Source organism: Sphingopyxis sp. LC81, from assembly GCF_000756375.1.
In the GTDB taxonomy this organism is placed as follows: Bacteria; Pseudomonadota; Alphaproteobacteria; order Sphingomonadales; family Sphingomonadaceae; genus Sphingopyxis.
In genome coordinates, this window is record NZ_JNFD01000019.1 from 1 (window position 1) to 25,621 (window position 25,621).

General features: G+C 66.5%; 28 protein-coding genes. 15 read left to right on the top strand and 13 right to left on the bottom strand.

Annotated features, from left to right (window positions below):
* From FG91_RS09940 to FG91_RS10010, 15 genes are all read left to right on the top strand, one after another.
* A partial coding sequence (locus FG91_RS09940) for a hypothetical protein (RefSeq protein ID WP_052187486.1) occupies positions 1-1,508 on the top strand: 1,508 nt, incomplete at its 5' end.
* Positions 1,509-1,590: 82 nt separating this feature from the next.
* Positions 1,591-4,299, top strand: coding sequence for a TonB-dependent receptor domain-containing protein (locus FG91_RS09945; RefSeq protein ID WP_037514618.1), 2,709 nt, complete (start codon positions 1,591-1,593; stop codon positions 4,297-4,299).
* Positions 4,300-4,571: 272 nt separating this feature from the next.
* The gene (locus FG91_RS09950; RefSeq protein ID WP_052187480.1) at positions 4,572-5,453 is read left to right on the top strand and encodes a type II secretion system protein N; all 882 of its coding nucleotides are present in this window, start codon (positions 4,572-4,574) and stop codon (positions 5,451-5,453) included.
* A 5-nt stretch (positions 5,454-5,458) separates the two neighbouring features.
* Positions 5,459-7,672 carry a type II secretion system secretin GspD gene (gene gspD / locus FG91_RS09955; protein WP_037514620.1) on the top strand — a complete coding sequence of 738 codons (2,214 nt, stop codon included), beginning with the start codon at positions 5,459-5,461 and terminating at the stop codon, positions 7,670-7,672.
* On the top strand, positions 7,669-9,162 hold the full coding sequence (locus tag FG91_RS09960; RefSeq protein WP_037514622.1) for a GspE/PulE family protein: 1,494 nt from the start codon (positions 7,669-7,671) through the stop codon (positions 9,160-9,162). The genes gspD and FG91_RS09960 overlap by 4 nt, the downstream gene beginning before the upstream one ends.
* A complete protein-coding gene (gene gspF, locus FG91_RS09965) occupies positions 9,155-10,369 on the top strand; it encodes a type II secretion system inner membrane protein GspF (RefSeq protein ID WP_037514694.1) in 1,215 nt (404 codons plus the stop codon). Before FG91_RS09960 ends, gspF begins: the two co-directional genes overlap by 8 nt.
* Positions 10,370-10,371: 2 nt before the next feature.
* The gene (gene gspG / locus FG91_RS09970) at positions 10,372-10,875 is read left to right on the top strand and encodes a type II secretion system major pseudopilin GspG (protein ID WP_081940521.1); all 504 of its coding nucleotides are present in this window, start codon (positions 10,372-10,374) and stop codon (positions 10,873-10,875) included.
* Positions 10,850-11,332: a GspH/FimT family pseudopilin gene (locus tag FG91_RS09975; protein WP_037514625.1), complete on the top strand. Its 483-nt coding sequence runs from the start codon at positions 10,850-10,852 to the stop codon at positions 11,330-11,332. Before gspG ends, FG91_RS09975 begins: the two co-directional genes overlap by 26 nt.
* Complete coding sequence (gene gspI, locus FG91_RS09980) at positions 11,322-11,708, top strand: type II secretion system minor pseudopilin GspI (RefSeq protein WP_037514627.1); 387 nt, start codon at positions 11,322-11,324, stop codon at positions 11,706-11,708. Before FG91_RS09975 ends, gspI begins: the two co-directional genes overlap by 11 nt.
* Positions 11,705-12,316, top strand: a complete 612-nt coding sequence (gene gspJ, locus FG91_RS09985; protein ID WP_037514628.1) for a type II secretion system minor pseudopilin GspJ — start codon at positions 11,705-11,707, stop codon at positions 12,314-12,316. Before gspI ends, gspJ begins: the two co-directional genes overlap by 4 nt.
* Positions 12,313-13,320 carry a type II secretion system minor pseudopilin GspK gene (gspK, locus tag FG91_RS09990; protein ID WP_037514629.1) on the top strand — a complete coding sequence of 336 codons (1,008 nt, stop codon included), beginning with the start codon at positions 12,313-12,315 and terminating at the stop codon, positions 13,318-13,320. Before gspJ ends, gspK begins: the two co-directional genes overlap by 4 nt.
* Before the next feature lies 1 nt (position 13,321).
* Positions 13,322-14,467 (top strand): type II secretion system protein GspL, encoded by a 1,146-nt coding sequence (gene gspL, locus FG91_RS09995; protein WP_037514631.1) that lies wholly within the window; start codon positions 13,322-13,324, stop codon positions 14,465-14,467.
* The gene (gspM, locus tag FG91_RS10000) at positions 14,464-14,946 is read left to right on the top strand and encodes a type II secretion system protein GspM (protein WP_037514632.1); all 483 of its coding nucleotides are present in this window, start codon (positions 14,464-14,466) and stop codon (positions 14,944-14,946) included. Before gspL ends, gspM begins: the two co-directional genes overlap by 4 nt.
* Positions 14,943-15,659 carry a type II secretion system protein N gene (gene gspN, locus FG91_RS10005; RefSeq protein WP_037514634.1) on the top strand — a complete coding sequence of 239 codons (717 nt, stop codon included), beginning with the start codon at positions 14,943-14,945 and terminating at the stop codon, positions 15,657-15,659. The genes gspM and gspN overlap by 4 nt, the downstream gene beginning before the upstream one ends.
* Before the next feature lies 1 nt (position 15,660).
* Entirely contained in the window at positions 15,661-16,431 is a 771-nt protein-coding gene (locus tag FG91_RS10010; protein WP_235212005.1) for a prepilin peptidase, read from the top strand.
* Here FG91_RS10010 and pal read toward each other — a convergent pair.
* The 13 genes from pal to FG91_RS10070 form a co-directional block, all read right to left on the bottom strand.
* The gene (pal, locus tag FG91_RS10015) at positions 16,418-16,936 is read right to left on the bottom strand and encodes a peptidoglycan-associated lipoprotein Pal (protein WP_171013523.1); all 519 of its coding nucleotides are present in this window, start codon (positions 16,934-16,936) and stop codon (positions 16,418-16,420) included. The two genes, FG91_RS10010 and pal, sit on opposite strands and share 14 nt — an antisense overlap.
* A 101-nt stretch (positions 16,937-17,037) precedes the next feature.
* Positions 17,038-18,426, bottom strand: a complete 1,389-nt coding sequence (gene tolB / locus FG91_RS10020) for a Tol-Pal system beta propeller repeat protein TolB (RefSeq protein ID WP_037514636.1) — start codon at positions 18,424-18,426, stop codon at positions 17,038-17,040.
* Complete coding sequence (locus FG91_RS10025) at positions 18,423-19,247, bottom strand: hypothetical protein (protein WP_037514637.1); 825 nt, start codon at positions 19,245-19,247, stop codon at positions 18,423-18,425. The genes tolB and FG91_RS10025 overlap by 4 nt, the downstream gene beginning before the upstream one ends.
* Positions 19,248-19,256: 9 nt before the next feature.
* Entirely contained in the window at positions 19,257-19,766 is a 510-nt protein-coding gene (tolR, locus tag FG91_RS10030; protein WP_037514639.1) for a protein TolR, read from the bottom strand.
* Positions 19,766-20,464 (bottom strand): protein TolQ, encoded by a 699-nt coding sequence (gene tolQ / locus FG91_RS10035; RefSeq protein WP_037514641.1) that lies wholly within the window; start codon positions 20,462-20,464, stop codon positions 19,766-19,768. Before tolQ ends, tolR begins: the two co-directional genes overlap by 1 nt.
* Positions 20,458-20,937, bottom strand: coding sequence for a YbgC/FadM family acyl-CoA thioesterase (locus FG91_RS10040; protein WP_037514643.1), 480 nt, complete (start codon positions 20,935-20,937; stop codon positions 20,458-20,460). The genes tolQ and FG91_RS10040 overlap by 7 nt, the downstream gene beginning before the upstream one ends.
* 101 nt (positions 20,938-21,038) lie before the next feature.
* Positions 21,039-22,070 carry a Holliday junction branch migration DNA helicase RuvB gene (ruvB, locus tag FG91_RS10045; RefSeq protein ID WP_037514645.1) on the bottom strand — a complete coding sequence of 344 codons (1,032 nt, stop codon included), beginning with the start codon at positions 22,068-22,070 and terminating at the stop codon, positions 21,039-21,041.
* Positions 22,063-22,470 carry a GFA family protein gene (locus tag FG91_RS10050; protein ID WP_037514646.1) on the bottom strand — a complete coding sequence of 136 codons (408 nt, stop codon included), beginning with the start codon at positions 22,468-22,470 and terminating at the stop codon, positions 22,063-22,065. Before FG91_RS10050 ends, ruvB begins: the two co-directional genes overlap by 8 nt.
* Positions 22,467-23,231, bottom strand: coding sequence for a hypothetical protein (locus FG91_RS21745; RefSeq protein ID WP_152568071.1), 765 nt, complete (start codon positions 23,229-23,231; stop codon positions 22,467-22,469). Before FG91_RS21745 ends, FG91_RS10050 begins: the two co-directional genes overlap by 4 nt.
* The gene (ruvA, locus tag FG91_RS10055; protein ID WP_037514647.1) at positions 23,228-23,827 is read right to left on the bottom strand and encodes a Holliday junction branch migration protein RuvA; all 600 of its coding nucleotides are present in this window, start codon (positions 23,825-23,827) and stop codon (positions 23,228-23,230) included. Before ruvA ends, FG91_RS21745 begins: the two co-directional genes overlap by 4 nt.
* Before the next feature lie 139 nt (positions 23,828-23,966).
* Positions 23,967-24,440 carry a crossover junction endodeoxyribonuclease RuvC gene (ruvC, locus tag FG91_RS10060; RefSeq protein WP_037514648.1) on the bottom strand — a complete coding sequence of 158 codons (474 nt, stop codon included), beginning with the start codon at positions 24,438-24,440 and terminating at the stop codon, positions 23,967-23,969.
* A gap of 4 nt (positions 24,441-24,444) precedes the next feature.
* A complete protein-coding gene (locus FG91_RS10065; protein WP_037514649.1) occupies positions 24,445-24,861 on the bottom strand; it encodes a nuclear transport factor 2 family protein in 417 nt (138 codons plus the stop codon).
* Positions 24,858-25,604, bottom strand: a complete 747-nt coding sequence (locus FG91_RS10070; protein ID WP_037514651.1) for a YebC/PmpR family DNA-binding transcriptional regulator — start codon at positions 25,602-25,604, stop codon at positions 24,858-24,860. The genes FG91_RS10065 and FG91_RS10070 overlap by 4 nt, the downstream gene beginning before the upstream one ends.
* Positions 25,605-25,621 lie beyond the last annotated feature (17 nt).

Consider the following 25,621-nt stretch of genomic DNA (forward strand, 5'->3'; position numbering starts at 1 on the left):
CGCCGGGCGGGGCCGCCGGCGCCCCGCCCCCGGTGGCCGCCGTGTCCGTCATCCCGCCCCCGACGCCGCCGCCGCCCCCCACGCCGACTCCGCCCCCCCCGCCCGGCACCGTCACCCCCGCCGCGAACTGCCCGGCCATTGCCGGTCCCGACCAGCTTACGAACCTCGGCACGATTTCGGGCCCCGGCGGCGAATGGCGCAACTGCGGCTTCCCGACGCGCTTCACCGCGACGACCGCGATTCCGAAGGCTCCGGGCGTCATCTATTCGCTTCCTGGCCGCGTCGATGTCGGCACCGATCAGGGTGCAACGAGCACCAATAACGTCGTCACGCTGACGGTCGATCCGGGCGTCACCATCTTTGGTGCAACGGGCGTTTCCTTCCTCGCGGTCAACCGCGGCAACCGCATCGACGCGGTCGGTACGCCGACGCAGCCGATCATCTTCACCGGCCGCGGCAACGTCGTCGGCTCGGCGGGCGACCAGACGTCGCAGCTGTGGGGCGGCGTCGTCCTGCTCGGCCGCGCGCCGATCACCGACTGCCTTGCACCGGGTGCGGCGCCGGGCACCGCGGCGTGCGAACGCGACACCGAAGGCACGTCGAACGCGCTCTATGGCGGCGCGCAGCCGGGCGATAACTCGGGCCGCCTGTCCTATGTCCAGATCCGCTATTCGGGCTTCATCCTGTCGGCGGCAAGCGAGCTTCAGGGGCTGACGCCTTCGGGCACCGGTTCGGGCACCCAGATCGACCATGTCCAGATCCACAACAGCTCGGACGACGGTATCGAAGTGTTCGGCGGCCGCGTGAACATGAAGCATCTGGTGATCACCGGCGCCGAAGACGACGGTCTCGACACCGACGTCGGTTACAAGGGCAACATCCAGTACGTCATCGGCGTGCAGCGCGAAGGCGGCGCGGTCGGCGACTCGATGATGGAAATCGACTCGAACGGCAACGAAGATGCGGTTCCGCGCCAGAATGTCGCGATCTCGAACTTCACCTATATCCACCGCAACAATGCGGCGGGTAACGGCGTGTCGATCCTGGTGCGCGGCGGCGCGGACTATACGTTCGCCAACGGCCTGATCGTCGCTCCGGGCTTCCGCTGCCTTGGCCTCAACAGCGCGACGACGATCAACCCGGCGAACCCCGCGCTCGACGAAGCCGGCCCGCCGAAGTTCTTCTCGGTCTCGCTGCAGTGCAACGCCACCCCGTTCCGCGGCACGAGCGGCGTGACCGACGCGCAGGTGCAGTCGATTTTCGAAGCCGGCACGAACAACCGTTCGAACTATGTGCCGTCGCTGACCAGCCTGTTCATCAACGGGGCGACCGAAACCGGCTTCACGCCCTTCAACGCGAAGACGCTGAACGCCTTCTTCGACACCACCGCCTATGTCGGCGCCGTCCGCGACGCCAACGACACCTGGTATCAGGGCTGGACCTGCAACTCGTCGACCGCGAACTTCGGCACGACGAGCCGCGCCTGCAGCGCCATTCCGACGACCTGATCGCTCGCGATCCAATTGGGGAGCGGGCACGCCTGACGGGCTGGCCCGCTCCCTTCCTGCATATCCTTGGGGACTTTCCATCATGACCAAGCGGCCGATCTTTGCCAGCCTGCTTCTCCTCAGTTCCGCTCTCGTCGCGCCTGCCGCTCTGGCGCAGGATATGGGCGCGCCCGCGCCTGACGCGCCCCCGGTCACGGCCGAAGTGCCCGCGACCGACGATGCTGCGGCTCAGGACGACGAACAGGGCGACGTCTCGATCCCCGGCGGCGCCGATCAGGAAATCGTCGTCACCGGCCGCTTTACCCCCAACGTCGTCCGCGCGACCCCCGAGGTTGTCTCGGTGCTGTCGTCGGCCGATATTGCCCGCACCGGCGAAGGCGATATTTCGGGCTCGCTCCAGCGCGTCACCGGCCTGTCGGTCGTCGGCAGCGGCTTCGTCTATGTCCGCGGCCTTGGCGACCGTTACTCGCTCGCGCTGCTCAACGGTTCGCCGCTGCCGAGCCCCGAGCCGCTGAAACGCGTCGTTCCGCTCGACATCTTCCCGTCGAACGTCATCGATTCGACGCTCGTCCAGAAAAGCTATTCGGCGAACTTCCCCGGCGAATTCGGCGGCGGCGTGATCAACCTCACGACCAAGGCGATCCCGCGCGAACCCTTCATCACTTTCAGCGGCGGCATCGGCTGGGACAGCGAGACGACGAACCAGCTTGGCTATACCTATTATGGCAGCGACACCGACGTCACCGGCTTCGACGACGGCAGCCGCGATGTCCCGTCGGTCCTGAAGGCCGCCTTCGCGAGCGGCAAGCCGATCCTCGAAGGCGCCGATTTCTCCCAGGAAGATCTGGAATTTATCCAGATGGAGCTGGTCAACAGCGACACGGCGTTGCTGCAGCAGAATGATCATATCCCGATCAACTGGTCCGCTGGCATCACCGGCGGCACGACGATCCCCTTCGCCGACGGCGAGCTCGGCATCATCGCGACCGCGGGGATCAGCAACAAGTGGCGCACCCGCGACACGTTGCAGCAGACGTCGCTGAACAAGGATCTGTCGGGCGATCCGCAGACCAGCTACAACCGCGTCATCACCGACAACCGCATCGTCGTGAACGCGCTGCTCGGTTTCGGCCTCGAAATCGGCGAACACAAGCTGCGCTGGACCAACCTTTTTATTCGCGACACGTTGAAACAGGCGCGTCTCGGCCTCGGCACCGACGCGAACCAGGTCGGCCGTGACATCATGAAGCAGGACACCGCCTGGTACGAGCGCCAGCTGATCAACACGCAATTCGTCGGCGAATTCCACTTCGACGCGTTGAAGGTCGATCTGCGCGGCGCTTACGCCAATTCGCAGCGCGAGGCGCCCTATGAACGCGGCTTCACCTATGTGCGCACCAACCTGCCGACCGCGCAGGACCCCACGGGCAACAAGTTCGTCAACGACCTTGGCGGCAACCGCGGTGACGCGACAATTGCCTTCTCGGACCTCAACGAGGATCTGTGGTCGGGCGGCGTCGACCTGTCGTACGAGCTCGCCCCGCAGATCACCGCGACCGTGGGTTACGCCTATTCGGACACGAGCCGTACCGCCGTGCGCCGCGCCTTCCAGTTCCGTGCCTCGGGCCTGCCGGTGCCGGTGACGCAGTTGCGCCCCGACTATCTGCTCTCCGATGCGTCGATCCAGCTCTATGACATCACGCTGGTCGAAACGTCGGCGCAGGACGGCACCGCGGCGTTCGACGCCGGGCTCACCACCCACGCCGGATATGCCCAGCTTCAGGCCGAGATCGTGTCGGGCATGAACGTCAACGTCGGCGTGCGCTATGAGGACGGCAAGCAGACCGTCGTGCCGATCGACCTGTTCGGCACCGGCGGAAGCGCGATTGCCGCAACCAATCTCAAGAACGACTATTGGCTGCCCGCCGTGACGCTGACCTGGGAAGTGGCGCCCGATATGCAGCTGCGCCTCAACGCCGCGAACACGATCGCCCGCCCCCAGTTCCGCGAACTGATTGCGCAAATCTATCAGGATCCCGAATCGAACCGCCAGTTCCGCGGTAACCCGTCGCTGGCCGACAGCGAACTCTGGAACAGCGAGCTGCGCTATGAATGGTATTTCGCCAAGGACCAGCGTTTCACCGCGGCGGGCTTCTTCAAGAAGATCGAGAACCCGATCGAGGCCTACACCTCGCTCAGCACCGATTCGATCGCCAACACCAGCTTCGCCAACGCGCCCAAGGCGTTGCTCTACGGCGGCGAGGTCGAGGTGCAGAAATATTTCGCGCTCGACACGCTGTCGGACGCGGCCTTCTGGGCAAGCCGCCGCCTGGTGCTGATCGGCAACTACACCTACACCAAGTCGGAAATTCAGGTCGGCGCGGGTGACACCACGGTGATCAACGGCGTGGTGCAGGATGCCAGCAACTTCTTCTTCGACGGCGCGCCGCTCACCGGCCAGTCGGACCATCTGGTCAACATCCAGATCGGGCTCGAAGATCAGGACAATCTGTCGCAGCAGACGCTGCTCCTGACCTATGCCAGCCCGCGCGTCACCAGCCGCGGCCCGTCGGGTCAGCCCGATATCCGCGAAAAGCCGGGCATCTCGCTCGACTTCGTCGCGCGTCAGGGCATCTCGCTGCTGGACAAGGAAATCGAGCTGAAGTTCGAGGCGCGCAACCTGACCGGCCGCAATTATGAGGAAGTGCAGACGTCGGGCGACAATCGCATCTTCCTCAACCGTTACAAGCTGGGCCGTACCTTTTCGCTCAGCGCGTCGCTGAAGTTCTAAAGTCAAAATCCTCCCCGTCGCAAAGCGATGGGGAGGGGGCCGCCCGAACCGGCATTGGATGGAAGGGTCGCTGGTCGTCCCGGCCCTTCCGTCAGCCCCTCGGAGGGCTCATCTTTCCGCCCCCTGCGGCAAGGGAAGATCCTTTCGGGTCGCCTCAGCAGACTCGCTCGACCGTCAAAAAACTGTAATCTTCCGGTCAACTGATTGTCACCGTTCGCCCCTAGGCGATTCGCGAGACAGGTTTTTTCAGTCTGGGGGGACAGAGACATTTCATGGCAACGCTGATGTCCGGATCGGCCGTTCGGCTGCCGCGTGCGCTGCCTGCATGGCTCCGCGCCGGGAAGCGCTCGCCGCGCGAGATCTGGCCGATGCTGCTGGCCGGCCTGCTCGGCGCGCTGTTGGTATGGCAATGCGTCCGCCTGCTCTGGACATTGCTCACGCCGCTGTCGCCGCTCGGCGCGTGGCAGCCGCAGGCCGCGGTGATCGCATCGCCCGCCGAACGGCGCGCACTCTTTTCCCAGTTCGACCCCTTCTTTCGCAGCAATGCGCAGGGGCCCGCGTCGACTACCGTCACTTCGGCGGGCCTGACGCTCTTCGGCATCAACCTCAACGAAGCGACGGGCGGCGGCTCGGCGATCATCGCGGGCGAGGATGGCATCCAGACCAGCTATGCCGTCGGTGACGAGATCGCGCCGGGGTTGAAGCTTGCCGGCATCGCCTTCGACCATGTCCTGCTCGACCGCGGCGGCGCGCGCGAAAGTCTGTTTCTCGACCAGAGCGGCGAAGCGCCGGTCGCAAATCCCGCGACGCCGCTGCCCGCGCCGACGCCCGAGATCGGGGCTGCCTCGGGCGGCGCGAGTGCGAGCGGAGAAATGACCCCTGCGGCGATCAAGGCCGGCGTCGGCTTCGCCCCGCGCACCGAAGAGGGCCGCGTCACCGGCATCGTCGTCCAGCCGCAGGGCGACGGCGCGGCGTTCCGCGCCGCAGGCCTGCGCCCCGGCGACGTCATCCGTTCGGTCGGCGGACGCCCGATCGGATCGGCGAGCGACGCCGCCGCGCTCGCCAACCAACTTACGCCGGGCGCGCGCATCGCGCTCGAAGTCGAGCGCGGCGCCAGCGTCGTTCCCGTCGCCATTTTCCTTTCGAAGCAATAGGTTTTATGCGTCTCAAACTGTCCCTGATGCTCGCCGCCGCGCTGGTTTCCGCCACGCCGAGACCGGCGTTCGCCCAGTACACGCTCAACGTTCGCGATGCCGATATCCGCGCCTTCATCCAGGATGCGGCGCGGGTCACCGGCCGGACTTTCGTCATCGACGGCCGCGTTAACGGCAAGGTGTCGGTGGTCACCGACCGCCCGCTGTCGCGCAGCGAATATTTCGAGATCTTCCTCGCGACCTTGCGTTCGAACGGCCTCGTTGCGGTCCCCGGACCGAACGGCAGCTACCGCGTCCAGCCGATCGACGGCGCCGCGGCGCAGCCCGGCCGGATCGGCAGCCGCGGCGCGGCGCAGAACCAGTTCGTCACCGAAATCATTCGCCTGCGCTATATCGATGCGGTCTCGGCGGTCGAAACATTGCGCCCGCTCGTCAGCGCGCAGGGCTCGCTCACCGCGAACCGCAACGCCAACAGTCTCGTCGTCGCCGACTTCGCCGACAATATCCGCCGCATCCGCGCGCTCGCGTCGAGCATCGACCGCGACAGCTCGACCAGCCAGATCGTCACGCTGAAAAATGCCGGCGCGCGCGAAATCGCCGCCGCGCTGCAGGCGCTCGTCCCGGCGGCGGGCGAGGGCGCGCAGAAACCCGTCGCGATCGTGCCGATCGACAGCAGCAATGCGATTGCTCTTAGGGGTGATCAGGCGATGGTCGCGCGCTTCGTCTCGATGGCGAACGATCTCGACGCGAAGGCCGCGGGCGGCACCGAGCTCCGCGTCTATTGGCTCGAACATGCCAATGCCGAAACCTTGCTGCCGACGCTGCAACAGCTGATTGGCGGCGGCAGCGACCCGGTGCAGAAGGCGGGTCTTCCGCCCGCTTCCTCTTCGTCGATGTCTTCGTCGAACGGCAACGGTGCGCCGGCGGCTGCCGCCGCCCAGGCTGCCCCCACCTCGGTCGGTGGCGGCGGAAGCGGTAGCATCTCGACCCGCGGCCCCGCGATCATCACGCGTTACGAAGGCGCGAACGCGATCATCGTCGCCGCCAACAGCGAAGTGCAGCGGATGCTCGGCGAACTGATCCGCCAGCTCGACAGCCGCCGCCAACAGGTTCTCGTCGAGGCGATCGTTGTCGAGATCGGCGACGATGCGGCGAAACGCCTCGGGGTCCAGTTCCTGCTCGGCGGCAAGAATATCCCCTTCGTCGCGACGAGCTACAGCAACGCGCAGCCCAATATCCTGACGCTCGGCGGCGCCTATGCCGCGACCAAGCTGACGCAGGACAAGACGACGGTCGACGGCGAAACCGTCGTTACCCAGACGACGAGCTCGCTCGGCAACAGCCTGCAGGAAGCCGCGGCGGCGTCGCTGCTCGCCGCGAGCGGCGGGTTCGCGGGTTTCGCGGGCGACATCGGCAAGAACACGATCTTCGGCGCGATCATCAACGCGGTGAAGTCGGACACGACGTCGAACCTGCTCGCGACCCCGCATATCGTCACGCTCGACAATCAGGCGGCGAAATTCCTCGTCGGGCAGGACGTGCCGATCACCACCGGCGAACAGCTGGGCGACAATTTCGAGAACGCCTTCCGCACCGTCCAGCGCGAAGAGGTCGGGATCAAGCTGGAAGTGACCCCGCAGGTCAATGGCGCCGGCGAAGTGAAAATGTTCCTGCGCCAGGAGGTGTCGAGCGTCGCCGGCCCCGTCTCGTCGCGCAACAGCGACCTCATCCTCAACAAACGCGCGTTCGAAACCGTGCTGACCGTCGACGATGGCGAAATCCTGGCAATCGGCGGGCTACTCAACGACGACGAGCGCAAGACGATCGAGCGCATCCCGCTGCTCAGCGACATTCCGCTGCTGGGCGAATTGTTCAAATCGCGCAGCCGCACGCGATCGAAGACCAATTTGATGGTCTTCATCCGTCCGACGATCCTGCGCAATCGCGAGGACAATGCCGCGCTCACCGCGCGTCGTTACGGCTATATCCGCGACTTCCAGCTCCAGCGGAACCCCGATGTGGAACCCGCGATCGATACGCTGGTGCGCGACTATCTGGGCGCGGTGCCGCCGGTGCCGAGCGCAGCCACGTCCGCTGACATCACCGTCGGCCCGGTGAACCTGCCCGAATTGCGCGGACCCGACGGCAGCGTCACAGCGACCGACGTCCCGCCCTCGATTTCACAGGCGCCCGCGCCGCCCGCCGGAGACTATCCGTGACCGACATCGAACCGGCGGCGCCTCCCCCGGCGCCGGTTGATATTCCTTACGGCTTTGCCCGTACGCACGGTGTCGTCATCGCTGAGGGCGAGGGCGGCGCCTGGCTCGCGACCTTGCGCGAGGGCGCCGACCCCGCGGTGCTGATCGAGGTGAAACGTTATCTTGCGCAGCCGCTGCGCGTCGCGACCGCGAGTGTTGCCGATTTCGACCGGCTGCTCTCCGACCATTATGCGGTCGACAGCACGGCCGCTGCGATGGCGGGGTCGCTCGACGGCAGCGATATCGATTTCAGCCTGCCGAGCGCCGAGGATCTGCTCGACAGCGCCGATGACGCCCCCGCGATCCGCCTGATCAACGCGATCATCGCCGAAGCGGTGCGTCAGGGGGTCAGCGACATCCATATCGAGCCCTATGAAAGCGGACTCGTCGTGCGCATGCGCACCGACGGCGTGCTGCGCGAACATCTGCGCATGCCGCCGCACGTGGCTCCAGTCGTCGTCAGCCGCATCAAGGTGATGGCGCGCCTCGACATCGCCGAACGCCGCGTGCCGCAGGACGGCCGCATCGGGCTGACGCTCGCGGGCAAAGCGGTCGACGTGCGCGTGTCGACGCTGCCGAGCCGTGCGGGCGAACGCGTCGTGATGCGTATCCTCGACAAGGACGCCGCGGGGATCGATTTCGACATCCTCGGCCTGACCGGCGCTGCCGACCAGATTTTGCGCGAGGCGCTCGCCGAACCCAATGGCATCATCCTCGTCACCGGCCCGACCGGTTCGGGCAAGACGACGACGCTCTATGCGGCGCTCAAGCAATTGAACGATGGCCAGCGCAACATCCTCACCGTCGAGGATCCGGTCGAATATGCCGTCGACGGCGTCGGTCAGACGCAGGTGAATAGCAAGGTCGGGCTCGACTTCGCCGCGGGCCTCCGCGCGATCCTGCGCCAGGATCCCGACGTCGTGATGGTCGGCGAAATCCGCGACCGCGAGACCGCCGATATCGCGGTGCAGGCGTCGCTGACGGGCCATCTCGTGCTCTCGACCGTTCACACGAACGATGCGGTGGGCGCGATCACACGCCTCAAGGATCTGAAGGTCGAGCCCTTCCTCCTCGCCTCGACGCTCCGCGCGGTGCTCGCGCAGCGGCTGGTGCGCAAGCTGTGCGATCATTGCCGCGAACCGGTGCAGGCCGACAACAGCGTCGCTGCGATCCTCGGCCTCGACATCGGCACCGTGATCTGGCGCCCGAAGGGCTGCGACCAGTGCGGCCATAGCGGGTATAAGGGACGGATCGGCGTGTTCGAGGCGATCAAGGTCGACGAGACCGTCCGCCGCTACATCTACAACGGCGGCGACGAGGCGATGATCGCCAAGCACGCCTTCCTCAAATCGCCGACGCTGGCGTCGGCGGCGCGGACGATGGTCGCGAAGGGGCTGACGACCGCCGAGGAGGCGATCCGCATCGCGCGGCGCGAGGATGTCGATGCCTGATTATCGCTATGTGGCGATCGATCCGCAGGGCCGCGAGCGCAAGGGACGGCTGACCGCCGCGAACGACGATGCGGCGCGCGCGGATCTGGTTCGCCGCAAATTCCATGTCGTCGCGGTCGAGGCAGCGGGCGCGAAGCCTGCCGGCCGCTCGCTGCTCGCTTTCCGCAAGAATAAATTGGGCAGCAAGGAACTCGCGCTCTTCACGCGCCAGCTCGCAACGCTCGCCGAAGTCGCGCCGCTCGAAGAAGCGCTGCGCACATTGACGCGCCAGAGCGAGGCCGAGAGCGCGCGCAATGTCATCGGCGACGTCCATGCGGGCCTGCTCGAGGGCCGCCGCCTTGCCGACGCCATGGGGCGTCAGCCGCGAAGCTTCCCGCCGCTTTACCGTGCGATGGTCGCGGCGGGCGAAACGACGGGCAGCCTCACCACCATCCTCGCGCGTCTCGCCGACCTGCTCGAACGGCAGGCCGAGGTGCGCGGCAAGCTGATCGCTGCGCTCGCCTATCCGATCGTGCTCGCGGTCGTCGCGATCGGCGTCGTCGCCGCGCTGATGATCTTCGTCGTGCCGCGCGTCGTCGAACAATTCACCGACGTCGGCCAGCAGCTTCCTTTCCTGACGCGCGCGGTGATCGCGATTTCCGGCTTTGCCGCGAACTGGTGGTGGCTGATCGCGCTGCTGGTCGCCGGGGCGAGCTTTGCCTGGGTCACCGCGATGCGCCGCCCCGCGTTCAAGGCGCGCGTCGATGCGCGGCTGCTCCGCCTGCCGCTCCTCGGGCGCCTGCTCCGCGATCTCTACGCCGCGCGCTTTGCGCGCACGCTGTCGACGATGGTGTCGAGCCGCCTGCCGCTCGTCGAAGGGCTGAAACTCACCGTCCCGACCATCCGCAACGCCGCGCTCGCCGGTGCGACCGCCGACATCGTCGATCAGGTGCGCGCCGGGGGCAGCCTGTCCGCCGCGCTCCGCGACGCCGGCGTCTTCCCGCCCTTGCTCGTCTACATGACCGCCAGCGGCGAAAGCGCGGGGCGGCTCGAACAGATGCTCGAACGCGCCGCCGATTATCTCGAGCGTGAATTCGACCGGTTTACGGCCGCGTCGATGGCGCTTCTCGAACCTGTCATAATTGTCGTTATGGGGTCGTGCGTGGCCCTTATCATCCTCGCCATTCTGCTTCCGATCCTTCAGTTGCAGAACCTAGCCGGACTATGAAAATGTCGCTGATGAAGCTAATCTTTCGCCTGATGCTCGATACATCCTATTCTGATCGGGGCCGGCCGCCGGCCGGGCGCCGCAAGACGGACGAGCGCGGCTTCACGCTGACCGAATTGATGGTCGTGATCTTCATCATCGGGCTGCTCGCCACGGTGGTGATGATCAACGTCCTGCCCAGCCAGGACCGCGCGATGGTGACCAAGGCCAGGGCTGATATCGCGACGCTCGAAAATGCGCTCGAGCAGTACCGGCTCGACAATCTGACCTATCCGGCATCGACCGACGGGCTGAACGCACTGACCGTCGCGCCGCCGGCGCTCGCGCAGCCCGAACGCTATCGCCGCGGCGGCTATATCAAGAAGCTGCCCGCCGATCCGTGGGGCCGCCCCTATAATTACCAGGCGCCGGGGCCGAACGGAAAGGCGTTCGACGTCTGGTCGCTCGGTGCCGACGGCGCCCCCGGCGGGACCGACGACAATGCGGATATTCGCAGCGACGGCTGACGCGCGCGCGCGGCGCGGGCAGGGCGGTTTTACCCTTGTCGAACTGATGATCGTGCTCGCGATCATGGCGCTCGCCGCGACCGCGGTCGTGCTTACCATTCCCGGCGAAGAACGCGCCGTGCGCAGCGAGGCCGACCGGCTTGCGGCGCGGCTCGCCGCTGCGCGCGATGTCGCGGTGATTGAGGGGCGCAGCGTCGCGGTCAATTTCGCGCCGTCGGGCTATGGTTTCGAACGGCGGATTTCGGGCGAATGGCAACCGCTCCCCGGCCGGGCGTTCGAACAGCGCAACTGGCCCGGCGACGTGCGCTTTGCGGCGGGCGACGGGCAGGGCGCGGCACGCATCCTGTTCGACCGCGTCGGCATCAGTCCGACGCCGCAGGCGGTTGTGCTCACGGGCGGTGATGCGCGCGAGATCGTGCGCGTCTCGGCAACCGGGGAGGTCAGCCGTGGCCAATGACGTTGTTCGTCGTTCGCCATCCGGCGAAGGGGGCTTCACCCTGCTCGAAATGCTGGTGGCCTTGAGCGTCATCAGCATCGCCGCGCTCGCGCTCATCCGCCTCGACGCCTATGCGGTGCGCACCGCGGGTGACCTCGACGAAAGCACGATGGCGGGCATCGTCGCGCAGAACCGCGCGGTCGAACTGTGGACCGATCCAGCCCCGCCGACGATCGGCAACAGTGCCGTTGGTGTCGCGAACGCCGGGCGCAACTGGCGCATCGAGCAGCGCGTCGCGAAGACCGCCGACGACGCCCTGCTTCGCATCGACCTTCTCGTCCGCCCCGAAAGCGGGCGCGGGCAGGCGGCGCTGACGATCATCCGGCCGTCGCGATGAGGGACGAGCGCGGCTTCACCCTTGTCGAGATGCTCGTCGCACTCTCCATCTTCGCGGCGATCGCGGCGATGGGGGTAGGCCTCCTTCGCAGCAGCATCGATACGCAGGATGCGGTGCAGGAACGGCTGAAGGCGATGGGCGGGATCAACCGCCTTCGCGCCGTGATGGCGAACGATCTCGCGCAAGCGGTCCAGCGTTCGACGCGCGGGCCTGCGGGGGAAGCGGTTCCCGCCTTCATCGGATCGTCGACCGGCTTCGCGTTCGTCCATGGCGGCGCGGGTTCGGCGGATGGCAGCCGCCGTCCCAGCGTCGAGCGCGTTGCCTATGCACGCGTCGGCAACGAGTGGCGGCGCGCGACGCAGCCGATGCTCGACGGCACCGCGCTCGGCGAGGGCGACCGGCTGATCGCTGACGTCGCCAGCGTCGCGGTGCGATACCGCGACGAACGGGGCAATTGGAGCGAGATCTGGAGTTCGGAGCCGGGTGACCGCCTGCCGCGCGCCGTCGAGGTGCGAGTGACCCGGACGGGACGCGAGGCGCTGACAATGCTCTTCCTGACCGCGCCGACGCTGCCGCCGCCGCCAGTGCAAGGCGCGCCCGCACCATGAAGCCCGGCGCGAAAGGCGAACGCGGTGCGGCGCTGCTCACCGTATTGCTGCTCGTCGCGGTGATGGCGGTGATCGCCGCGACCGCGCTCGATCGGCTGACGCTCGCGACGCGCATCGCGGGCAGCGCAGCGACAGTCGATCAGGGACGCGCTTACGCTTTTGCCGCCGAACAGATTGCGCTGCGCCGCGTCGCCGATCTTGTTGGCCGAGACCCCGCAAAACTGACGCTCGCCGGCAATTGGCTGGACCGCGATTTTACCCTGCCGCTTCCGGGCGGCGAGGGACGCGCGAAGCTCACCGACGCGAACAATTGCTTCAACCTCAACAGCCTCGTCGCCGAAACCGTGCCGGGGCGGTTCAGCCAGCGATCGGGTTCGATGCGCCAGTTCGGCGAATTGATGACCTTGCTGGGGATCGATCCGGGGCAGGCGCAGGCGATCGCGGGCGCGGCCGCCGACTGGATCGACAGCGATAGTAACGAAGGCCCGCTCGGTGCCGAGGACAATGCCTATCGTGGGATGCCGGGCGCCTATCTGCCCGCGAACCGCAAGATGGCCGATGTCAGCGAGCTCCGCGCGGTGCGCGGGGTGACGCCGAAAATCTATGCACGGCTCAAACCCTGGATTTGCGTGCTGCCGGTGACCGATCCGGTGAAGCTCAACGTCAACACGCTGACGCCCGAACAGGCGCCGCTGGTCGCGATGCTGGTGCCCGGCGAGATCGGCGTCGCGAAAGCGCGGGCGGTGCTGGCGGCGCGCCCCGCTGGCGGCTATGGCAGCAGCGTACGATTCTGGGAGGCGGGTCCGTTCGAAGGACGGAAGCCGCCGAACGAAGTTGCCGAACAGGCGGGCGTGAACAGCCGCTGGCTGGCGCTGACGACGAATGTGACGATGGGGGACGGTTTCTTGACCGCAGTTTCGCTGATCGATGCCAATGGCGGGGCGCCGTCTGCAGGCATGACGCCGCCGGTGATCGTGCGCCGCGATTGGGGCGAGAGCGACTGATATGACGCGCACGCTGGTTCTCTGGCTGCCTCCGGTGGCGGTGCTTGGCGAAGACAATGCGCCCCAGCCCGCCTGGCTGCGCGTCGACGACGGCGTGATCGTCGATAGCGGGCAGGACGATGGCTGGGTCGGCGCGTGGGAAAAGCCCCGCGACGATAGCACCGACGACCGCTTGGTCGCACTGGCGCCGGTCGCCGATGTTCCGCTACGCTGGCTGCATTATCCCGACGCCGCGCCCACACAGGCGGCCGCCGCGGCACGCATCGACGCGCTGAAGAATAGCTTAGGCGACGCCGCGGCGCTCCACGTCGTCGCGGGCCAGCCCGCGGAAACGGGGCAGGCGGTCGCGGTTGCGGTGACGACGCACGCCGCGATGACCGCCTGGACCGACTGGTTGAAGGCGCGCGATCTGACGCCGGCCGCGATTATCCCGGCGGCGGTGGCGGTGCCGCCGCCCGAGCCCGAGACGCTGTGGACAGCGGAAGTCGGCGGCGAGCGGATCGTCCGCACCGCCGACCGCGCCTATGTCTCCGATCCCGAGCTCGATCCGCTGATCGCGGGCGGGCACACCGCTTTGCCGCTCGACGCCGACCGGATGCGCGAGGCGCTGCTGCTGACGCTCGCCGCGCCGCCGCTCGACCTGCTGAGCGGCGGGTGGAAGCCCAAGCGCAGCTGGGCGGTCGATCCGGCGATGCTGCGGCTGGCGAAGCGCCTCGCCATCGCTCTCGTTGCCGTGAGCCTGCTTATCCCGGTCATCTATGCGGTGCGCCTGTCGTCCGACACCGGCCGCGCCGACGATGCGGTCGTCGCGATGGCGAAGAAGGCCGGGGTGACCGCGCCCGATGCGACCGCGGCGGAAGCCGAACTCGACCGCCGCCTCGCCGCTGCCGGCGGCGGGCCGCTCGCTTTCTCGGTTCCGGCATCGGCGCTCTACGACGCGATGGGCGATGCGCCGGGTGTGACGCTGAGGACGCTGTCGCACCGCACCGACGGGACGCTGACGACGACGCTCGCGGCGCCGCGCGTCGAAGATATCAACAAGGTGCTGCTCGCGCTGCAGGCGCGCGGCTATCGCATCACCGCGCAGCCGATGGCGGGCAGCGACGGGCAGCAAATGGCCAATATCACGATCCGGGCGGTGCCATGACCGAGCGACTGCAGCATTGGTGGATCGCCCTGTCGACGCGCGAGCGCTGGCTCGTCGGTATCGCGGGCGTCCTGGCGCTGGGCGTCATCCTGTGGGGGCTCGGCCGTCCGGCGGTCGCGGCGTTCATCGATCTCGAGAGCCAGCATCGCGCCGCCATCGAGCGCGAGGGGCGCATGGCGGCCAAGATGCAATTGCTCGCGCAGCGTCCGGCGAAATCGGTTGCCGCAGCGGTCGATGCGGTCGCGATCGATCAATATCTCGCGCAGTCGGCGGGCGAGATCGGGCTGACGCTCGACCGCAACGAAGCGCGTGGGCAGGGGCAGGCGACGATCGCGATCGCCACCGCACGCGCGACGGTGCTCACCGACTGGCTCGCCTCGCTCGAGGGGCAGGGTTTTGTCGTCGATCAGTTGACGATCACCCCCGCCGCCGACGGCACCGTCGGTCTGACCGCCGAACTTCGGAAGGGCGGACAATGAGCGTGCGCCGGCATTGGACGATTGCGGCGCTGCTGCTCGCGCTGATCCTGATTGTCGCGACCTTCCCGATGCGGCTCGCGCTCGGCTGGTCGGGTGCGACCGATGCGGGCATCACCGCGCGCGAAATTCGCGGGTCGGTCTGGTCGGGCGAACTCGTCGATGCGCGGCTTGGCGTCTTGCCGCTCGGCACGGTGCGCGCCAGCCTGTCGCCGCTCGCGCTGCTCGGCGCCCGCACCGAACTCGCTTTCTCGCGCGCCGACGAACGGCTCGGCGCTCTCGCGGGCCGGCTGCATGGCAGCGACCCGCGCGGCGTCTCCGACGTCAGCGGCACGACGTCGATGTCGGGCGGGCTCGGCATGATCCCCGTCGATACCATCCGGTTCGAAGGCGCCACGATACGCTTCGATGATGCGGGCAAATGCGCCGCGGCAAGCGGGCGCATCCAGCTTACGGTCTCCACCCCCATCGCGGGGCTCGACCTTTCGCGCGGCCTGTCGGGCCCGCTGGCGTGCGCGAACGGGCGCGCGCAGGCGTCGCTCGCCAGCCAGTCGGGCATGGAACGGCTGACCTTGTCGTTCGACGGCAGCGGTGCGTACCGCGCGCAGTTCGCGATCAATGTCGACCGCGATCCCGCGATGGCGGGCGCGCTCGCCGCACTGGGATTCAAGGCCGGACCCACCGGTTTCGTGCTGGCGACCTCGGGCCGCTTCTGACGTGACGATCCTCGATGCCTTGCCCTTCGGCACGGGTGTCGCCTTTGCAGCGCTGATCGGGCTCGCGCTCGGCAGCTTTATCGCGACGCTGGTGCTGCGCTGGCCCGCGGGGCGCTCGGTGCTGGGGCGCTCGCAATGCGACGGCTGCGGGCGGCCGCTCACTGCGCTCGATCTCGTCCCCCTGCTGTCGACGCTCAGCTCGCGCGGGCGCTGCCGAACGTGCAACGCGGCGATCGATCCTTTCCACTGGCGCGTCGAACTGGGCTCGGCGCTGATCGGTGCCGCGGCGCTTGCGATCATGCCGGGCACGGCGGGCTGGCTCTGGGCCTTGTTCGGCTGGCTACTGCTGCCGCTGACGCTGCTCGATGCGCGCCATTTCTGGTTACCCGACCGCCTCAACCTGCTGCTCGGGATCGCCGGCCTGCTCGTTGCGGGGCCGATGCTCGGCACATCGCTGATCGACCGCTGGATCGGCGCTTTGGCCGGAGGGTTGCTACTCGCACTGATCGCGTGGACCTATCGGCGCGCGCGCGGCGCCGAAGGCATGGGCGGCGGCGATCCCAAGCTCGTCGCGGCGATCGGTGCCTGGCTCGGCTGGCAGGTGCTGCCGCTGATGCTGCTGCTCGCGAGCCTGGGCGGGATTGTCTGGGCGCTTGTTGCCCAACGAAAAGGGGACCAGCCGCTCGCCGAGCAACGGGTCCCCTTCGGTGTCTTTGCCTGCACCGCCGCCTTTGCCGCGGTGCCGCTCTGGCCGCTTATTAGCGCCCGATAACGACGGTCACCGCGCGGCGGTTCTTGGCATAGGCTTCCTCGGTCGAACCGATTTCGGCCGGGCGTTCCTTGCCATAGCTGATGACCTGGATGCGCGACGGGTCGACGCCGAGCGATGCGAGATAATTCTTCGCGGCATTTGCACGGCGCTCGCCGAGCGCGATGTTGTAATCGCGCGTGCCGCGTTCGTCGGCATGGCCTTCGAGCGTGACGCGCACCGCGGGGTTGCGCTGCAGCCACTGCGACTGGGTCTGCAACGTCGCCTGGTCCTGCGCGTCGACATTATACTGGTCATAGTCGAAGAAAACGCGGTCGCCCATGGCGCCAACGCTGGCGAGGAAATCTTCCTGCGATCCGGGGACGACGCCGGTGCCGGTGCCAGCGCCCGTATCGGTGCCGGTGCCTTCGGGGGCGGGGGGGAGCGTGTCAGGGGCCTTTTTCGCGCAGGCGCCAACAGCAAGCATGGTGATCGCCGCAATCATTGCGGTGCTTTTGCGTATCGTCATGTCTCTGTCCTCTTGTTGTTGAAAATCGTTCGTGCGGCCGAATTGGCCCGTTCAGGACGCGATAGTTGAACCCGATCGCGCCTTTTTGGTTCCGGTTTTCCTCAGGGAAGTACCGGGCCCCAGCTGGGATCCGACCCGTCTTGCGGGGTCGGCAGGCGGCGCATGTTCACGCCGGTCAGGTCGACCTGCCACAGGCTCGATTTGCCTTCGCGGCCCGGGGTGGTGCGGAAGAACTGGATGACGCGGCCGTTCGGCGACCAGGTTGGCGCCTCGTCCTGCCAGCTGTTGGTCAGCATCCGCACGCCGCCGCCCGACGGGGTCATCACCCCGACGCGGAACTCGCCGCCGCCCATGCGGGTGAAGGCGATCAAATCGCCGCGCGGCGACCATTCGGGGGTCGCGGCGCGCCCGCCGCCAAAGCTGATCCGTTGCTGGTTCGATCCGTCGATGTTCATCGTATAGATTTGCTGACCGCCCGACCGGTCGCTTTCGAACACGATCTTCTTGCCGTCGGGCGAGAAGCTGCCCCCGACATCGATGCCCGGCGTGCTCGTCAGCCGCACCGGGGTGCCGCCGTTCGCCGAGATGCGATAGATGTCGGTGTTGCCGTTGACGGCCATCGAATAGAGGATCTGCGTGCCGTCGGGCGACCAGCGCGGCGCGAAGGTCGCGTTCGAGCTTTCGGTCACCAATTTCTGCGAACCCGCCGCGACGTCATAGATGAAGACGCGGACGCGGTTGTTCAGATAGGAAACGTAGACGATCTTCTTGTAATCGGGCGAGAAGCGAGGGCTGATCGCGAGCGCCTGACCATTGGTGATGAAACGGTGGTTGCCGCCGTCGCTGTCCATGATCGCGAGGCGTTTGATGCGGTTCCCCTTGGGGCCGCTCTCGGCAATATAAGCGACGCGGCTGTCGAAGAAGGGCGCCTCGCCCGACAGGCGCGAATAGATGGCGTCGGCGCATTTGTGCGCGGCGCGGCGCCAGTCGCCGGGCTGGATTTCGAAGCCCTTGCGGACAAGCTCGCTGCCGAGCGCGGTGTCGTAGAGATAACAGCCGACGACGAGGCCGCCGGTGCCGCTGGCATCGACGAAGCCGTGGACGACATTTTCGGCGTTGCGCGCCTGCCATTCGGCGAAGCGCGGGGCCTGCACCTCGGTGCGGCTGATCGCGGGAATGCCGCTGGGTCCCATCGGATCGTAGAGGCCGCTGCGTTCAAGGTCGGCGGCGATGACTTCGGCGATCTGGCGGCCGAGGCTGTCGGTGCGCAGTCCCGCGACGTTTTGCACCGACGAGGTGGCGAGCGCGGGGATTGCGATGACCGTGCGCTCGTTCGACAATGTCCCCGTTATGGATTCGCGCGGACCCTCGGGTTGCGGCAGCTGGATGGTGGGCTGCGGCTGAGCGGTGCTCTGGTCCTGGGCGATCGCGGGGAGAGACGCTGTCGCCAGAACCCCTGCCATCAAATATCTCACTAGGGTCATGCTCATCTCGCTTTGTCAAAATCCAAGGTATAGTTTTGCCAGTAGCTGTAATTTTCTTCCGGCAAGTCGAAAGGCGCGGCCAGCTCGACCGCGCGTTTGGCACATTCCTGGTGCCGCTGGACCTGGAACTTGTTGCTGTCGTTCTGGCCGGTCGTCGAAACGCCGGTGAAGCCCGCGAGCGCGCCCGACTGGGTCAGGCGGAACCGCACGACCGTCTTCAATTGGTCGACATCGACCCCCGAGATGCGGCAGCCGTTCCAGCGCGGCGCGACCGCCGATTTGATGCTGACGTCGATCGATCGCCGGACTTCGGCGGCGGTCGCCGCGGCGGGTGCGCCCTTGCTCGCGGGTGATTTGGGCTGCGACTTCGAAAGCCCCTCGGCGATGCCGTCTAGGCGGCCGGTCGGACGCGCCGGGCGATTTTTGGCGGGCGGTGCTTTGGGTGCCGCCTTGGGCTGCGCCTTTTGCGCGGCGGGAGGTTGCTTCTGCGGTGCCACTTTGGGCTTCGCGACCTGCTTGGGTGTCGGTGCGGGTGTCGGTCGCACCACCGGTTCGGGCAGCGGCGGCGCGGGCACCGGTTCGGGCGCCGCGATATCGACATTGTCCTCTTCGCCGAGCCGCGCGGCGGGGGGCGTCTCGCTGATCACCGGCGCGGTCGATTGAACCGCACTTTCGGCGATAAGGTCGACTTCCATCGGCGGATTGTCGAAGCGGCGCTCGCCCGCGGTCCACTGGACCGAAAGCAGGCCGATGATGACGACATGCGCCGCCACCGCGACGGCGATGCCGCGTCCTTCATTCCCCCTTACTGCCCGTTGTTCGGCCATCGTCTTAACCTAGGGCTGTGTTTCTGAACCGTCGGTGACCGCGGGGGGCGCGCTGTCGGCGGTGCCCTCCGATCCCGTCGTCACCAACGAAATGCGCGTCAGGCCCGCGCGGTTGAGCTCGCCCATCACGCGCATCACGCGGCCGTAATCGAGCCCCTTGTCGGCGCGCAGCATGATCTGGCGCGGCTTGTCCTGCCCGTCATTCTCGCGTGCGATCGCGTCGAGCCGCGCCGGAAGCTCGGCCTCGGGCACCACCTCTTCGCCGATATAGAGCGTGTCGTCGGCGTTGATCGACAGCTGCACCGGCTCCTGATCCTCGGTCTCGACCGGCTTCGCCCGGCTTTCGGGCAGGTCGATCGGAACCGCGGATGCCAGCAAGGGCGCGGTGATCATAAAGATGATCAACAGCACCAGCATCACGTCGACGAGCGGGGTGACGTTGATTTCGGCCATCGGCGCGCGGCGCGGGCCACGCCCGCGCCGTCCGCCGATGCCGCCCGAGGGACCGCTCATCGCCATCAGGCTTCGACCTCGAGTTCGCGGCTGAAGGTCGCGTGCAGCCCGTCGGCGAAGCGGCCGAGGCGCGATTCGAGCCGGTTCAGGCGCTGCGAAAAGGCGTTGTAGGCGATCACCGCGGGGATCGCGGCGAACAGACCGATCGCGGTCGCGAACAGCGCTTCGGCGATGCCCGGGGCGACGACGGCAAGGCTGCTGTTATTCTCCGCCGCGATCGCGGTGAAGCTGCGCATGATCCCCCACACCGTACCGAACAGGCCAACGAAAGGAGCGACCGAGCCGATGGTCGCCAGCGTGCCGATCTTCTCGGCGAGCCGGTCGACTTCGCCCGCAACCGCGCTGTTCATCGCGATACCGAGGCGTTCGCGCGTGCCGTCGCGGTCGACATTCTTGGTCTTGGTCGAACGGCGCCATTCGCTGATCCCGGCGCCGAGCACCTTGGCGCTCGGCAATTCCTCGCTGCCGTTCTTGTCGAAGAATTTGTCGATATTGTCGGCGCGCCAGAAATCGCGCTCGAAGCGTTCGGACGCGCTCATCAGCTTGTTGACGCTGCGGCCGTGGGTGAAGATCACCGCCCAGACATAGATCGACGCGGCGAGCAGCCCGATCATCACCGCCTTCACGATGATGTCGGCCTGCAGGAACAGCGCGACGGGGGACAAAGTCGCCGCGTCGGCGGCCAGCGAGATATTGTCTAGCAAGGGAAAGTCTCTCCATTCATGATGGCGGTAAATCGGTCGGCCCAACCCGCTGGCTGGCGGCGCGGCCGGCCTTCGGGCGACAGGAAGGCGGCGGTGACTTGCCCGTCCGTCAATGTCTCGCCGCTTAACGTGTCAGTTCCGCGAAGGATGCGCTGCGAAATAATCACGCTCGCGCCGCGCACCGCTTCGACCATGCTGACGACGAGCAGATCGTCGTCGAGCCGCGCGGGCCGGCGGTATTTGATCGCAAGGTCGGTGACTGCCCAGCTGCCTTCGCCGGCGTCCATCGCCGCGCGCTGGTCGATGCCCGCGATGCGCAGCATGTCCGACCGCGCGCGCTCCATATAGCGCAGGTAATTGGCGTGATAGACGATACCCGACAGGTCGGTGTCCTCGAAGTAGACGCGCGCCCGGAAATGATGCTCAGCCCCGACGAAGGCGCCGGGGATGAAGGGGGGCGGGGCGTTTACCATTATCCCAACCGATAGCGGGCCTTCGACTCGTCGCAAACCCCTAACCAACGGTTCGTCGCGGATCGGGGCCGGTTGGTGGAATGAAATCCGCGGAAATCCGTCTATTTTGCCTGATCGAAAAGTCCGTCCTGCGAACCCGCTGGCGGATTGAGCCCGAGATGCTTCCACGCGCTCGCGTTGAGCATGCGTCCGCGCGCGGTGCGCGCGATCAACCCGACCTGCAGCAGATAGGGCTCGATCACATCCTCGATCGTGTCGCGCGGTTCGGACAGCCCCGCCGCCATCGTCTCGACCCCGACCGGCCCGCCGCGATAGATATCGGCGATCATCGTCAAATACCGCCGGTCCATCGCGTCGAGCCCGAGTGCATCGACCTCGAGCCGGTTGAGCGCGGCATCGGCGGCCTTGGCATCGACGATCTTATGCCCGGCAACGGTCGCGAAATCGCGCACGCGGCGCAGCAGTCGCCCGGCGATGCGCGGCGTCCCGCGCGACCGCTTCGCGATCTCGAGCGCACCGTCGGACGCGATGGGGAGCGCCAGCAATCGGGCGGCGCGCGTGATCACCTGCTCCAGCTCGCCATGCGTGTAGAAATTGAGCCGCACTGGAATGCCGAAACGGTCGCGCAGCGGCGTGGTCAGCAGGCCCTGCCGCGTCGTCGCGCCGACGAGGGTGAATTTGGGCAAATCGATCCGCACTGAGCGCGCCGACGGCCCCTCGCCGATCATGATGTCGAGCGCACGGTCCTCCATCGCGGGATAGAGGATCTCCTCGACCGCGGGCGACAGGCGGTGGATTTCGTCGATGAACAGCACGTCGCCATCCTCGAGATTGGTGAGCAACGCGGCGAGGTCGCCCGCCTTCGCGATCACGGGGCCCGACGTGGAGCGGAACCCGACGCCCAGCTCGCGCGCGACGATCTGTGCCAGCGTCGTCTTACCGAGCCCCGGCGGGCCATAGAAAAGCACATGGTCGAGCGCGTCGGACCGCGACTTCGCCGCCTCGATAAAAATCCGCAAATTTTCGCGTGCGGCCGCTTGCCCGACGAATTCGGCAAGCGTCTTCGGCCGCAGCGCGGCGTCGGCATCCTCGGGGGTGCGGATCGGCGTGGTGAGGGCGACGGGTTCAGTCATAATGCTCTATTGCATCGCCGCTGATCGAAACCCAAGGCTCCTTGCGGTCTTCATAGACCGAATAGTCGGGCACGAAGCCGTGCCCGGGTTCGAAATTGCCCAGCGGCACCGCATAGGCGTCATGATAGGGCCGCGCGCGATACCAGATACCCGAACCGCAGGTGTCGCAAAAGAAGAAGTCGGCGGTGTTGCCGCTGTCGCCGGTGTACTGCCACATCTTCGCCTCGCCCTCGGTGCGGACTTGCTCGGCAGGGAAGCGGGCCTGCGCGGCAAAGGCGCTGCCGCTCCGCGCCTTGCACTCGCGACAATGGCAGACCGACACGCGGATCGGCTCGCCGGTGCAGGCGATGCGGACCTGGCCGCAGCGGCAGGAGGCGTGGCGGACGCGGTCGGTCGTCATTCAAATTTCTCCATCCAAGGAGAAATTTTATGCGTCTTGTACGACTCTATTTTTTTCGCAAGTGTAGGGAAAAACAGGTCTGGAACGCTTCTGCTGAAAACCAAGCTTTGTGATTTTCTATGAATATCGTCCCATACTTTTTCTGAATCCTGACCATTGAATAACGAGAAATTCCCTTCGTCGACAAATCTACTATAGTTAAATATGCTATCTGTTAGGAGTTTCACCTTTGCGCAATCGATCAATAGTCCATATAAATTGATATCCGAACCTGCCTGGCGCAGGTCAAGATCGTTGTACCTAGATTGCAGAATTTGAAGACTTCCAACTAATTCTGCTACATGTTTTATCTTGGATTTTTCGGACAATGTTTCCACCAACCCCTGCATCGTAGGAAGTACGTTGTTTGGGATATGCTGCGGTGAAAGTCGTTTTTTCTCGTTTTCGTCGGCATCCAAAATTAGCGGCGCGTTTGCGCGGCGCTCGATTTCATCGCAAATTTCATCTGAGATTACGTGACAAAAATCACTAATCGAAGAGAGAGCAATCGGCGTCACGGTTCTCACAGCGTTATGCTGCCGCGCTAGCTCGGCTTGATGAAGCAATTCGGTTTGCGAAATCTGTTTTCTGAGGAAATAGACGCTGACCGCTGCGGCGCCGACCGCCAAGACCCCACCAATTAGCGTTTGCCAGTCATACCAACATTGGCTTGGATCAAGCGTCCAATGCGCTGGCATACGGCAATGTGGGGAGGGGCTCACTTCGCCGCTTTCTTGAGCGCAACGCGCACGAGCGCGTCGAGGCTCGCGCCCGCGCCCAGTTCCTCGTTGGCAGCCGCAACCGCGGTGCTCGCTTCGCCGGGTTTGAAACCAAGGCCGGTGAGGGCGGTGACAGCGTCGCCCAGCGGGCCGGAGGCGGCCGAGAGGATCGGCCCGCTTCCCGCGATCCCGCCGAGCGCCCCAGCCTTATCCTTCAGTTCATGCGTAATCCGTTGCGCGAGCTTCGGCCCGACGCCGTTCGCGCGCGCGATCATCGCGCTGTCGCCGCTGGCGAGCGCGCGTTGCAGGTCGCTGATCTCGAGCGCCGAGAGGATCGCGAGCGCGACCTTGGCGCCGACGCCCTGCACGCTGGTGAGCAGGCGGAACCAGTCGCGTTCTTCGGCCTTGGCGAAGCCAAGCAGGCGCAGGAAATCCTCGCCGACCAGCATTTCGGTGTGGATGGTGACGGCGCCGCCGACCGGGCCCAATGCGTCCAACGTGCGCGCCGATGCCTCGACCAGATAACCGACGCCGCCGACGTCGATCACCGCATGGCCTGCGCCGCTCGAATCCAGCCGCCCCGTCAGTTTCGCGATCATGGTCCGTGCCTAGCGCGGGGAGAACGAAAAGGGAATCAATTTCCCCTCATCGTCGGGAATATCCCCTCTTCGTCATGCCGGACTTGATCCGGCATCCATCGCCGCGTGGACCTCGGATCAAGTCCGGGGTGACGAAGTGTTAGTGCCGAGGCCGATGGTTCGCATGGCAGATTGCGACCGCCAGCGCATCGGCCGCATCGGCGCCGACGACCTTCGCGCCGGGCAGCAGCACGCGCAGCATCGCCTGCACCTGTTCCTTCGCCGCGCCGCCAGTGCCGACGATCGCCTTCTTGACCAGCCGCGGCGCATATTCGGCGACCGTCAGCCCGCCGCGTGCGCAGCCAAGCAGCACGACGCCGCGGGCGTGCGCGAGTTTGAGCGTCGATTGCGGATTGTCGTTGACGAAGACTTCCTCGACCGCCGCGCATTGCGGCGCATGATCGGCGATCACCGCCGTGAGCACCGTGTCGAGATGCGCGAGCCGGTCGGGCAGCGGCGCCTTGGCGTCGGTCTTCACCTGTCCGTTGGCGATATGGCTGATCCGGCTGCCCTCGACGCGGATGACGCCCCAGCCGGTGCAGCTGAGCGAGGGATCGAGACCGAGGATGATCATGGGGTCAGGCCGGGCCGATCAGCCGGTCGATCAGCGCTTGATCGGCGTCGTAAACCCAGCATTCGCGCAGCAGGCCGTCGGCGACGGTATAGACAAGCAGGCGTTCGACCTCGACCGCCGCATCGCCCAAGCCCAGCCGTTCGCGCGCGACAATCGCGCCGCGGCGCGGCCCCGCCATGACGTCGACGATGTCGAGAAGCCGCCGACCGGTGCGCCGCGAGAAATCGGCGAGCACTGCCAGCGCGGCGACTTTTCCGGCATGGACACCCGACAGCGCGTTGGCACCGCCATAGTGCAGAGTGAAATCGTCGTGATACAGCGCGGCAATCGCCGCCAGATCGCCCGATTTCCACGCCGCGGCATAGGCTTCGAGGACGCGGCGAACCTCGTCCTCGCCGCCCGCTGCCGCGGGATCGCTCACCCCAGTTTTTCCATCACGGCGTCGGGGATTTCGTAATTGCCCCAGACGGTCTGGACATCGTCGTCGTCGTCGAGCGTGTCGATCAGCTTGAACAGGCTCTGCGCCACGCTCTCTTCGGTGACTTCGCTTTTCAGCGTCGGGCGCCATGCGAGTTTGACGCCTTCGGCCTCGCCGAGCTTGGCTTCGAGCGCCTTTGCGACTTCGTGCAGGCTGTCGACGCTGGTCCAGATGTCGTGGCCGTCCTCGGACGATTCGACATCGTCGGCGCCGGCGTCGAGCGCGGCTTCGAACACCGTGTCGGCATCGCCCGCCTTGGCGGCATAGCTGATCATGCCCAGCCGGTCGAAACCATGGCTGACGCTGCCGCTGGTGCCAAGGTTGCCGCCGTTTTTCGAGAAGGCGGTGCGGACGTTGGTCGCGGTGCGGTTGCGGTTGTCGGTCAGCGCCTCGACGATCAGCGACACGCCGCCCGGGCCATAGCCTTCGTAGCGGATTTCTTCGTAGTTCTCGCCTTCGCCGCCCGCAGCCTTGTCGATCGCGCGCTGGATATTGTCCTTGGGCATCGACTGCGCCTTGGCGGCGTTGACCGCGGCGCGCAGGCGGGCGTTGGCGTCGGGATCGGGCAGGCCCATCTTCGCCGCGACGGTGACTTCGCGCGCGAGCTTCGAGAAAAGCGTGCTGCGCTTTTTGTCCTGTGCACCCTTGCGGTGCATGATGTTCTTGAATTTGCTATGGCCGGCCATGGCTCTCTTCTTTTCGG